Origin of the sequence: Acidovorax sp. SUPP3334 (genome assembly GCF_030159055.1) — a bacterium.
Taxonomy (GTDB): domain Bacteria; phylum Pseudomonadota; class Gammaproteobacteria; order Burkholderiales; family Burkholderiaceae_C; genus Paracidovorax.
Map to the genome: position 1 here is coordinate 1 of NZ_BQXQ01000069.1, position 11,403 is coordinate 11,403.

An 11,403-nucleotide genomic window follows, 5' to 3' on the forward strand; every position below is an offset into this window, starting at 1 on the left:
TGGTCTTCTTGCGCGCACTCTCCAGCATCGGCTTGATGATCTCGAATTGCTCGCGGCTCGTATCGCTGGGATATTTCTTGGTTCGCACCTCGTCATTGTCAGTGATCAGACAAAGATCGTGAACACGCTCTTAGACTGCCGGGCATGCTTTTAGACTATGACCCCGACGACCTCGACGTGACGATTTCGGAGCTGCTGGTCGCCACCAGCGACTCCGCCGATCCTGAACTTCCGCCGGCCGTTCCGGAGGTTCTGAAACTGCTCCGCACGCGGTTGGGCATGGACGTGGCCATGCAATGCGGCTTGAAGGTGGCCAACTACCCGCTGATTCCCGAAGACTTCGAACGGCGCCAGTTGCCCCCGGCCCTGGAGCCCCACCGCAAGAAGATCTTCGGGCTGACCATCCAGCCCGAACGGCTTTCGCAGATCCGCAACGAACGGCGTCCCAATTCCAAATATGCGGCGCTGGACAACTGCCGCAATGAAGTGTCCGAAGCCGAAGCCATGATGCGGCGCGCGGGCATCCGCTGGCTGTCAACGACCACCAAGAGCATCGAGGAAATCGCTACGACCATCCTGCAGGAAGTGCGTCCTGAGCCGCTGGTTTATTGAGTCCTGGATCGGCCGTTGCGCACCACCATCGCGCAAATGAATGAAGGGATGGCTCATCGGTACGCCGCTTTGCAGTCGGCGCGAATGCCTCATGCCGGGCTGGGGATGGACAACCGCGCTCGCAACAGGCTTGCCCGATCTGCGGACGAAAGGTCTTTGCGTTGCAGGGCCTCGTCGAGTTGGAGCGCCGTGGCCTCGACATCCGCCCGTCCGCTCACGGCGGCCAGTGCCCGGCCAACCTCGCCGAGCACGTCGCGAATCGCAGGGGTGACACCTGCGCGCGCCATCGCCGGATAGGCGATCTGGTGGGCCACCCGAAGGCCCACCCGCCTGGCCGTCTGGTCCTCATCCTTGTCACGGCACAGGCGCAGAAAGGAACTGCCCTCGGGCAGTTCCGAGCCCCGCACAAGATCCATGATGCGCTGTAGCGCCGGCTGCGGAGATGCCGTCAGCAAAGATGCCCAGGCATCCAGGCGATCAGGGTGCCCCTGGGCTTTGGCATCGACCGTGCGGGCCCAGTCATGGACCTGGCGGCGCAGCACGTCGCCTGGGACAGCATCCCCCGCGCTTGCCAAATCCAAGGCTGCCTGAGCCAGGCTCGTACGCATCCAGGCCGCCGCCTCGACCGCCTCGCGCAACGCGGGCTGCTCGTCAGCCACGGGGTGTTTCGGGCCGCCGATCTGCGCGAATCGGTCGCCGTCCAGATCCGCCAGCAAATGGTCCAGCGACGGGAAGGACGCGTCGGCGCTGCGCGTTTGCAAATGGCGATCAATCCGGTCGAAAAAAGCCTTTTGCAGCGTGGTGCGCTCCTGGGGTGTCATTTCCAGCGCCAGGGTGCCTCTGCTGCCGGAGTAATCGGCACCAACACCAGGCAAGTCCTTCAACTGGGCCATGACCGTCTTGGAGCGCAGATCCTCCTGGGCCAGCCGTTCGGCCGCAAACAGGCGCGAGGCATTGTTCAACCGGCCAGCCTCACTGCTGTTGCGGACCTTGTCCACCACCTTGCCCCAGAGCCCCGCGCTGCCCTCGCCAGAGGATTCCCCAAGGGCCTTGCTCAAGACGGGGTGCTCAAGGGTCAGCACCAGGTTTTCTTCCTTTGCGGCATCGGGGTCGATCAGCTGTAGTGCCGCAGTATTCATCAGCACGCCGCCATCCTCGAACTTGAGCTTCAAGGAACCGTCGGCCGTACCATGCGGCAGGCTTTGCATGCCTGGCGCCACGAGGCCAGGCAACGAGGCAGATAGCCTGGCGGCGTGGGAGACCTCCATCCAGCGCAGGTCCGGATTGTCGGAGTTGAAAACCGCGAGTTGCCGTTCCGGGCGACGCGCCCCGGCCTCGCTCACGAGAGCAGTACTGGTGCAGAAAAAGCCCTTGATACCCGGCACGTCCCGGCTCAGCCGATCAAGAGCTCCCAAGGTCAGGTCGCCGCAAGCGGCTTCATTCAGTTGCGCTTCCAATCGTGCGCGCTCCTCGTCCTGCCCAGGTTGGCCGATCAAGCGCTGCAGCGCGTCCCTGCCGGCCTCGTAGCGCTCCTGGCGGTCGCGCAGCGCATTCAAATCGGCGATTCCATCGTCCGACAGCTCGCCGCCATGGGCCAGAACCTCCAGCGCGTCGAGCCGATCACGGGCCTGCAGCCGGGCACGGATCTGCCGAATGTCGGCTTGAGTGTCCGCCATCCCCGACTCGGCAATGCGTTGAAGGACAGATTCCCGAACCTTGCGGTTGAGCAGGTTCGTGAGGTTGGGCATCTCGGTGCCGCGGTTACTCGCCATCCGGACCAGCGCGCCCATCTTGCCCGGCGGTGGCCTGGATACGGCCCCCAGCGGGCGGGCCTTCTTGTCCATCAAGCCGAGCATGTCGAGCTGGTTGACTGTTTCCGCAAGGTCTTCTGGCTGCGCCCCACTGGCCAGCATGGCGGCGACGAGGGCGCCGGCAGAAGCGCCTCCCACTTGGCGAAGCGGTTCCAGTTGCCCATGGGCCTGCAGTGCCAGGATGGCGCCGGGATAGACCGCACCTTTCGCCCCGCCCCCCGTAAGCTCGAGACGGCGCAGCATAAACGGCTGCTTCAAGATCGCGGCGCCACCAGCGTCCACATGGATGGAAAAACCCTGGCCCGAAAACACGGGCGGGGGCAAGGCCTGCGTTGCAGGCAACAGGGCCGAAGCGGGAACCGGCAGCGGAGGAGGGAGGCGCCGTCCCGGCCTCTGAATCGGGCCATTGCCCTGCGCCGCGTCCTCCGTGTCCGGGGACCGCACGCAACTCAACAGGGCTGATGCCGAGTCACGCCATGATGGCCGTCGACGCAATGGATGCCCAGACTCCAACGCAGGGAGGGAGGCTTGCTGGCGAAGCGAGACAGAGGCCTCTTCAGCGCGTTCGGATGCGCGGATCGGCGCTAAGGTGGGGGAGAGTTTAGGAATCAAGGCAACGCCTGGCAATTATTCGGTTCCATTGTGTGGAACGATGCCGCCCGACGAAGCACGCAAAACGAAGCATTCAACAGGAAAGCGCATGGCTGACTACATGCGTCTGCCTTTTTCACAAGGCTGATGAAGCCAGGCGGCCAGCAAGCCGCCCGGCGACTCGTCCGTCAAGCAGGAGCGGATGTGCGGATCAAGTGGTCGAATGCGCCCAGCGCCGCCTTCGCGCCCTCGCCCGCCGCGATGATGATCTGCTTGTAAGGCACCGTGGTCACGTCGCCTGCCGCGAACACGCCCGGCACATTGGTGCGGCCATGCGAGTCCACCACGATTTCGCCGAACTTCGACAGCTCCACCGTGCCTTGCAGCCACTGCGTGTTGGGCAGCAGACCGATCTGCACGAAGATGCCTTCCAACGCCAGTTGCTTGGCTTCGCCGCTCGTCCGGTCCTGATAGGCCAGGCCCGTCACGCGGTTGCCGTCGCCCAGCACTTCGGTGGTCTGCGCCTGGGTGATCACGGTCACGTTGGGCAGGCTGTGCAGCTTGCGCTGCAGCACGGCGTCGGCCTTCAGCTCGGCCGCGAATTCGAGCAGCGTGACATGCGCGACCACGCCGGACAGGTCGATGGCCGCTTCGACGCCGGAGTTGCCCCCGCCGATCACCGCCACGCGCTTGCCCTTGAACAGCGGGCCGTCGCAATGGGGGCAATAGGTCACGCCCTTGGTGCGGTACTGGTCTTCACCGGGCACGTTCATGTTGCGCCACCGCGCGCCGGTGGTGATGATCACCGTGCGCGACCGCAGCGTGCCGCCGTTTTCCAGTTCGACCTCGATCAGGCCGCCTTCGGATTCGGCGGGCTTCAGGGCCTTGGCGCGCTGCAGGTTCATCAGGTCGACTTCGTAGTCGCGCACGTGCTGCTCCAGCGACGTGGCGAACTTGGGGCCGTCCGTCTTGCTGATGGAGATGTAGTTCTCGATGTCCAGCGTGTCGTTGACCTGGCCACCGAAGCGCTCGGCGGCCACGCCGGTGCGAATGCCCTTGCGCGAGGCATACACCGCCGCCGCGGCGCCAGCGGGGCCGCCGCCGACCACCAGCACGTCGAAGGCCTCCTTGGCGGAGAGCTTGACGGCTTCCCGCGCCGCAGCGCCGGTGTCGAGCTTGCCGATGATCTCTTCCACCGTCATGCGGCCCGAGCCGAACACCTTCCCGTTCATGAACACCATGGGCACGGCCATGATTTCGCGGTCGGTCACTTCCTGCTGGAAGGCGCCGCCTTCGATCACCGTGGTCTTGATGCGTGGGTTGAGGACGGCCATCAGCGACAGGGCCTGCACCACGTCCGGGCAGTTGTGGCAGGTCAGGCTCATGTAGACGTCGAACTCGAAGTCGCCGTCGATCGCCTGGATCTGCTCGATCACGTCCTGCTCCACCTTCGGGGGATGGCCGCCGGTCCACAGCAGGGCGAGCACCAGCGACGTGAATTCATGGCCGAGCGGCAGGCCGGCAAAGCGCAGATGCGTTTGCGTGCCGGCGCGCTGCAGCGTGAAAGAGGGCTTGCGCGCGTCGTTGCCGTCGGTGCGCAGCGTGATCTTGTCGCTGCGCAGGCTCTGGATGGTTTCCAGGAGTTCGCGCGTCTGGGTGGAGACCTCGCCGCCGTCCAGCGACGCCACGATCTCGAACGATTGCGTCACGCGCTCCAGGTAAGCCGAAAGTTGGGATTTGAGTTGGTCGTCGAGCATGGTGGTGTCCTTTGCGATTCGAGTTATGTCGTTGAGCGGTGCGGCAGGCGCCCGGCCCGAAAGCGATGAAATGGGCGTGAGCGGGCGAAAAAAAGCCGGACGGCATGGCGCGCACGCCATGCTGCTGTCCGGCCAGGGGCGCCGAGGCGCCCCGCTCCTGCGGGAGGCCCGGAGCTTAGATCTTGCCGACCAGATCCAGCGAAGGCGTCAGCGTCTTGGCGCCTTCCTTCCACTTGGCGGGGCACACTTGGCCGGGGTTGGCGGCGGTGAACTGGGCAGCCTTCAGCTTGCGCAGGGTTTCCGACACGTCACGGGCGATTTCGTTGGAATGGATTTCCATCGTCTTGATCACGCCATCGGGGTTGATCACGAACGTGCCGCGCAGTGCCAGGCCTTCTTCAGGGATGTGCACGCCGAACGCGTTGGTAAGCTGGTGCGTCGGGTCGCCGACCAGGGGAAACTTGGCCTTGCCGACGGCGTCGGAGGTTTCGTGCCACACCTTGTGCGAGAAGTGCGTGTCGGTCGTCACGATGTAGACCTCGGCGCCGGCCTTCTGGAACTCGGCATAGTTGTCGGCCGCGTCTTCGATTTCGGTGGGGCAGTTGAAAGTGAAAGCTGCCGGCATGAAGATCAGAACCGACCACTTGCCCTTCAGGTTGGCTTCCGTCACTTCAATGAACTCGCCCTTGCCGTCGCGGTTCACGAATGCGTTGGTCTTGAAGGGCTGGACTTGGGTATTGATCAGGGACATTGCTTCTTCCTTGGGTTGATGGCTGAACACGAAAAGCTGAAGTCTAGGCCCTTCCGCACCATCAATCCAATTAATTGACTTCATTAAGTCAATTGCCAATGACTATAAAAATAGAGGGCCCGTGAGAGGTGCCGCGACACAAAGCTTCGGTTCCGTCTTCCCATCTGGGGACGGCCAACGCGAACACAACTCAGCATCAAACGCAGCCATACCGCACGGGCAGGGAGATTGCCTTGCGCCGCACGGCCTGCGTCATGACAATCGCACCCCAAACCACACAAGGAGAATCTCCATGCAAGGCGACGCACAGGTCATTTCGCATCTGCAGGCCCAACTCAAGAACGAGCTGACGGCCATCAACCAGTATTTTCTGCACTACCGGATGCTCAAGCACTGGGGCTTCGACAAGCTGGCGAAGAAGGAATACGAAGAGTCGATCGGCGAGATGAAGCATGCCGACAAGCTCATGGACCGCATCTTCATGCTGGACGGCCTGCCCAACCTGCAGGACCTGGCCAAGCTGCAGGTCGGCGAGGACGTGCCAGAGATCCTCGAATGCGACCTGCGCTCCGAGCGCGGCGCACAGGCCACCATCAAGGACGGCATCGCCCACTGCGAAACGGTGCGCGACTATGTCTCTCGCGATCTGCTGCAAGGCATCCTGGACGACACCGAAGAGCACATCGACTTTCTCGAAACGCAGATCGACCTGCTCGCGAAGGTCGGGCTGCAGAACTACCTGCAGTCGCAGATGGGCGAGATCGAGTAAGCGATTCCAACCAGCGACCGGGCGCCCGCTCCGTCAGCGCCCCGCTCTTGAGCCGGCCTTCGGGCCGGTTTTTCGTTTCTGGCACACCGCCGTTTTGCGCAAATGTGGTGCGCACGCATCGATTCGGCGGCAATCCGTGCTCGATTGGGCCCCGAGTTCCTTCTGTTTGTTGCGATTGCACACAACGGAATGCGAACGATTCTCATAAAAACTAGAATACCGGCCTAGCCAGCCAGTCAGTTCGCCCGGGCCCCGCGTCCCGCTGCAGCCAGCGCCCCACTCTGCATGGAGCTTTTCGATGCTGCTACGTCCTGCGCGCGCGACGGCCACCCCGCTGGCCACCCCACTGTTTTTCGGCCATCCGCTTCGTGCCTGCGCCCGGGCGGCTGCTGCACGGCCATGAAGGCGGTCCGCCTCGACTGGCGCTACCGCGTGGCGATCACCTCCCGCGCGCTGGCGGCGGGGCTGGGCGGCTATGCGCTGGCGGCCGCATTCACGGCAGCGCTCACCCTGGGCCTGATGCCCTTCATGCCCCGCGTAGAAGCGGTGCTCACCGCCACGTTGCTGGCCTGGCTGGTCTATGCCCTGGCGGTGGCCTGGGCGTTTTACGCCCGCACGGCCTGGGGGGCATGGGGCGCGATCGAGCTGCCCGCGCTCGCGCTGGGCGCCGTGGCGATGGCGCCGCGCTGGCTGGGGGGCGCGTGATGGGCACACCGTCGACCGAACGCGAGGGCTTTCGCCAGGCGATGGCGTGGCTGCACACCTGGTCGGGGCTGGTGCTGGGCTGGCTGCTGTTCGCCATTTTCTTCACCGGCACGCTGAGCTTTTTCAAGACCGAATTCAACCTCTGGATGCGGCCCGAACTGCACGGGCTGCCTGCGGCCAGCGCCGACGTCGCCGAGCGTGCGCAGCAGGCGCTGCACCGCAAGGTGCCGGACGTGGCGCAGTGGTTCATGCGGCTGCCGGACGAGCGCCAGCCCGGCGTCACCATCCTGTGGCGCGGCAAGGAGGGCGGCCGCTTCAAGACGTTGCTGATGAACCCGCAGACCGGCGAGGCCATCGAGACCCGCGACACCATGGGCGGCGAGTTCTTCTACCGCTTCCACTTCGAGCTGCGCACCGCGCAAAAGGGCCGATGGACGCTGGAAGGCCGCTGGGTGGTGGGAGTGGCCACGCTGCTGATGTTCATCGCGCTGCTGAGCGGCATCGTGACGCACCGGCGCATCTTCAAGGACTTCTTCACCTTCAGGCCCGCCAAGGGCGGGCAGCGCGCCTGGCTCGATGCGCACAGCGTGTCCGGCGTGCTGGTGCTGCCGTTCTATCTGATGATCACCTTCAGCGGGCTGATGATCTTCCATTCGCTGTACATGCCCTCCGGGATTGCAGCCGCCTACCCGGGACCGAAAGGCACGGACTCGCAGGCCTACTTCGCCGAGCTGCAGGGCGACACGCCTTCGGCCCGGGGCGCACGCCGCGCGCCCAACGAGACCGCACAGTCGCTGCCGGCCTTCGACCTGGCGCCGATGCTGGCCAGCGCGCACCGTACCTGGGGCGACGCGCGCATCGGCGGAGTCAGCGCCCACAACGACGGTGAACGCACGGTGGTGGAGATCACCCGCCACGATGGCGACCGGCTGCAGTACGGCCCCGCCCGCATGCGCTTCGATGGCGCCACCGGGGAGACGCTGGCCCTGCTCGACCCCGATTCGCCCGCGCTGCGCACCTACCGGGTTCTCTACGGCCTGCACCTGGCCCATTTCGCGGGGCCCGGCATGCGCTGGGGCCTGTTCGGCTTCGGCGTGCTGGGCAGCCTGATGATCGCCACCGGCATGGTGCTGTGGAGCGTCAAGCGCCGCCAGCAGGCGCAGCGCAAGGGCGCCGCAGCACCGCCTTTGAAGCGCGGCGAGCGCCTGGTGGCCAGCCTCAACGTGGCACTGCTCGGCGGCCTGCCCCTGGCCACGGGCGTGTTCATCGCGTCCAGCCGGCTGGTGCCGCTGGACGTGGCCGGCCGCGCCGATGTCGAACTGGCATGGTTCTTCGGTGCCTGGGGCCTGGCCCTGGCGATCGGCGCGGTGCGGCCGGACCGCTGGGGCTGGAGCATGGTGCTCGGCCTGGCGGGCGCGGTGTTCGCGGCGCTGCCCGTGCTGAATGCCTTGACCACCCAGGCGCACCTGGGCATCTCGCTGCCGGCGGGTGATTGGGTCTGGGCGGGCATGGACCTTTCCTTCCTCGCCACCGGGGTGCTGCTGGGCTGGATGGCCTGGCGCCTGCGCCGCGCGCGCAGCTTGAAGGCCACCGACGCCCGCCGAGGTGCCGCGGGCGCCGGCGGCGTTGCGCCCGCCAATCCCTCCACGCCCTCCACCCCCGCTGCCGGAGCCTGACCGACATGTTCGAATTCTTTCTCTGCTTTGCCGGCTGGTCGGGCCTGGCCCTCGGAATGGATCGCCACCATGAAGATGCCTGGAACCGCGAAGGCGGCGAGCGCCAGATGCGCACGCTGCGGCGCATCGGCTGGGCGCTGCTGGCGCTGTCGCTCGCCCATGCCGTGGGCTGGCCGGGCGACATGACGGCCCCGCTCAGCGTGACGTGGTGGGCCATGGCGCTGTCGCTGGCGGCCGTGTGCGCCACCGTCGTCGCGACCTGGCAGCCGCGCCGCCTGCCCGTGCTGGGCGTGATCGCCGTGGCTGCGGCCCTGCTGGCCCTGGCGCTTTAGGCGGCCAAGCCGCTGCCCGGCCGGGCCACGCCTCGTTTTTTTGCAGCCACCTGCGTGCCGCCCGGCGCGCGGCAAGCCAATGTCTCCACGTTGTTTTTTCTGACCGCCGGAAAGCCTTTCATGCGACTGCATCCTTTGAACGCCATCACCACGGCCGCGCTGCTGGCTGCGGCCACCGCGCACGCCCAGACGGCCACGCCCGCCGCCCCCACCGTGGTCCTGCCCGAGGTCAAGGTGACCGACGCGCCGAAAGGCGAGGCCACCGAGGGCTCGGGCCAGTACATCGCCCGCGAGATCAGCGTGGGCAAGCTGGTGCAGTCGCCGCGCGAGACGCCGCAGTCGGTCAGCGTGATCACGCGCCAGCGCCTGGATGACCTGAACCTCACCAAGCTGGAAGACGCCGTCAAGCAGACCACGGGCGTGACCGTGACGCGCCTGGACGGCGCGGGCAACTACAACACCATCCAGTCGCGCGGCTTCGACATCGGCGCGGTGCTGCTGGACGGCGTGCCCATTCCGCAGGGCGCCAATTTCGCCACCGCGATGGACACCGCCATCTACGACCGCATCGAGGTGCTGCGCGGCCCGTCCGGCCTGCTGCAGGGCGCGAGCGAGCCCGGCGGCACGATCAACCTGGTGCGCAAGCGCGCGCAATCGGCACTGGGGCTGAACGCCAACGTGTCCGCAGGCTCGTGGGGCATGCGCCGCGCCGACGTCGACCTGACCGGGGCGCTCAACGCCGCCGGCACGCTGCGCGCCCGCGTGGTCGCCGTGAAGGATGAGCGCGACAGCTACGTCGCCACCCTCAGGAACGACAAGACCCTCGGCTACGGCACGCTGGAGCTGGACATCGACTCCGCCACCACGCTGTCGGTCGGGCACACGCGCCAGAAGATCCGCGCCACGGTGGACCAGGGCCTGCCGGCCTATGCCGACGGGCGCCTGCCCGATGTGCCGCGCTCCACCTTCGCCGGCCTGGCCGCCAACCGCCAGGACCTGGACAGCACCGACACCTTCGCCGAGCTGGAGCACCGGCTGCCCAATGGCGGGCTGGTCAAGTTCGCGGCGCGCGATGTGCACCGTGAATCGCTCTATCGGTCAGCACGCGCCAACTCGGCCCTCGCCGCCAACGGCAACTACCAACTGCAGGCGGTCGATTTCCAGCAGGACGTGCAGGACCGCAACTACGACCTGTACGTGACCTCGCCGCTGTCGCTGCTGGGCCGCACGCACCGCGTGCTGCTGGGCATGAGCCACACCGAAAACGAAAGCCTGGACGGCAACTCGGCCTTCGGCGCGCCCCGCACCGCCAACCTCTTCAATCCGCAGTACGGCCTGCCCTACCCGAGCGTCACGCTGCCGGGCTTTCAAAGCGCCACCCGGCGCACCGAGAACGCCGTGTACGGCCAGGCACAGATCAGCGCGGCCGAGCGCCTGAAAGTGCTGGTGGGCGGGCGGATGTCCTGGGCCAAGGCCGAAACGCGCACGCTGAGCACGGGCCAGACCACGGCCACGGCCGACCCGTGGCGGCAGTTCATCCCGTCCGTGGCGGCGATCTACGAGCTCAACGAGAACCTGTCGGCCTACACAAGCTATGCCGAGACCTTCGTCGTGCAGTCCAACCTGGACCGCGCCGGGCAGTTGCTGACGCCGCGCTCGGGCTCGCAGATCGAGGCGGGCGTGAAGGGCGAATTTTTGAACAAGCGCCTGCAGACGCATTTCGCGGTCTTTCGCATCCTGGACAAGGACCGTGCCGTGGCCGACCCGGCGGTGCCCACGGCCTCGGTCGCGGGCGGCAAGGTGCGAGCGCAAGGCTTCGAAACCGAGGTGAGCGGCCAGGTCGCGCCCGGCTGGGACGTGCTGGCCGGCTATGCCTTCACCGCCACCAAGTACCTGCAGGCGCCAGCGTCGCAGCAGGGCCAGGTGTTCAGCCCCATCACGCCGCGCCACAGCGTGAACCTGTCCACCCGCTATGCCTTTCGCAGCCCCGCGCTGCAGGGCGTGAGCGTGGGCGGCGGCATGAGCTACCGCAGCGAGTTCTTCGCGCAAAGCGGCACGCTGCGCGTGACCTCGGGCGACTACGCGCTGTTCAACGCCCAGGTGGCCTACCAGATCAACGACAAGCTTTCGGTGAGCCTGAACGTGGACAACCTGTTCGACAAGACATACTACGAAAAGGTGGGCAGCCTGGGCCGCCAGAACTTCTACGGTGAGCCGCGCCGCGTGACGATGGCGCTCAAGGCGCGCTACTAGCGTCCCGTCCCGCTGATACGTGAGCAAAGTCGATGCAGCTTTTCGAGTATCGAATCCGCGGTGGCGGTCCACCTGAAGGGTTGGCAGTTGGCGTTGTAGGCGGTGACGAAGTGGTCGATGCGTTGGACGAGTTGCTTGACGCTGGT

General features: G+C 66.2%; 8 protein-coding genes and 3 pseudogenes. 6 read left to right on the top strand and 5 right to left on the bottom strand.

Annotated elements, in window-relative coordinates; genetic code table 11:
• Window positions 1-88: pseudogene (locus AVHM3334_RS22770) on the bottom strand (IS5/IS1182 family transposase); the annotation flags it as partial.
• Window positions 89-285: 197 nt separating this feature from the next.
• Between AVHM3334_RS22770 and AVHM3334_RS22775 the strand changes: the two are divergent.
• Window positions 286-612 (top strand): annotated as a pseudogene (locus AVHM3334_RS22775) (kinase/pyrophosphorylase); the annotation flags it as partial.
• 89 nt (window positions 613-701) lie between these two features.
• Here the strand turns inward: AVHM3334_RS22775 and AVHM3334_RS22780 are convergent.
• From AVHM3334_RS22780 to ahpC, 3 genes are all read right to left on the bottom strand, one after another.
• The gene (locus tag AVHM3334_RS22780; protein ID WP_284415739.1) at window positions 702-2,735 is read right to left on the bottom strand and encodes a patatin-like phospholipase family protein; all 2,034 of its coding nucleotides are present in this window, start codon (window positions 2,733-2,735) and stop codon (window positions 702-704) included.
• A 467-nt stretch (window positions 2,736-3,202) separates the two neighbouring features.
• A complete protein-coding gene (gene ahpF / locus AVHM3334_RS22785; protein WP_284415740.1) occupies window positions 3,203-4,771 on the bottom strand; it encodes an alkyl hydroperoxide reductase subunit F in 1,569 nt (522 codons plus the stop codon).
• A 175-nt stretch (window positions 4,772-4,946) separates the two neighbouring features.
• Entirely contained in the window at window positions 4,947-5,522 is a 576-nt protein-coding gene (gene ahpC, locus AVHM3334_RS22790) for an alkyl hydroperoxide reductase subunit C (protein WP_092744332.1), read from the bottom strand.
• A gap of 292 nt (window positions 5,523-5,814) precedes the next feature.
• Here ahpC and bfr point away from each other — a divergent pair, with 292 nt between their 5' ends.
• The 5 genes from bfr (at window position 5,815) to AVHM3334_RS22815 (ending at window position 11,257) form a co-directional block, all read left to right on the top strand.
• The gene (gene bfr / locus AVHM3334_RS22795; protein WP_092744334.1) at window positions 5,815-6,291 is read left to right on the top strand and encodes a bacterioferritin; all 477 of its coding nucleotides are present in this window, start codon (window positions 5,815-5,817) and stop codon (window positions 6,289-6,291) included.
• A gap of 399 nt (window positions 6,292-6,690) precedes the next feature.
• Complete coding sequence (locus AVHM3334_RS22800; RefSeq protein ID WP_284415741.1) at window positions 6,691-6,996, top strand: DUF3649 domain-containing protein; 306 nt, start codon at window positions 6,691-6,693, stop codon at window positions 6,994-6,996.
• Entirely contained in the window at window positions 6,996-8,672 is a 1,677-nt protein-coding gene (locus AVHM3334_RS22805) for a PepSY-associated TM helix domain-containing protein (protein ID WP_284415742.1), read from the top strand. The genes AVHM3334_RS22800 and AVHM3334_RS22805 overlap by 1 nt, the downstream gene beginning before the upstream one ends.
• A 5-nt stretch (window positions 8,673-8,677) precedes the next feature.
• On the top strand, window positions 8,678-9,004 hold the full coding sequence (locus AVHM3334_RS22810; protein WP_284415743.1) for a DUF3325 domain-containing protein: 327 nt from the start codon (window positions 8,678-8,680) through the stop codon (window positions 9,002-9,004).
• Between the two features lie 120 nt (window positions 9,005-9,124).
• Window positions 9,125-11,257, top strand: a complete 2,133-nt coding sequence (locus tag AVHM3334_RS22815) for a TonB-dependent siderophore receptor (protein WP_284415744.1) — start codon at window positions 9,125-9,127, stop codon at window positions 11,255-11,257.
• Here AVHM3334_RS22815 and AVHM3334_RS22820 read toward each other — a convergent pair.
• Window positions 11,254-11,403: pseudogene (locus AVHM3334_RS22820) on the bottom strand (IS630 family transposase); the annotation flags it as partial. The gene AVHM3334_RS22815 and the pseudogene AVHM3334_RS22820 overlap by 4 nt on opposite strands.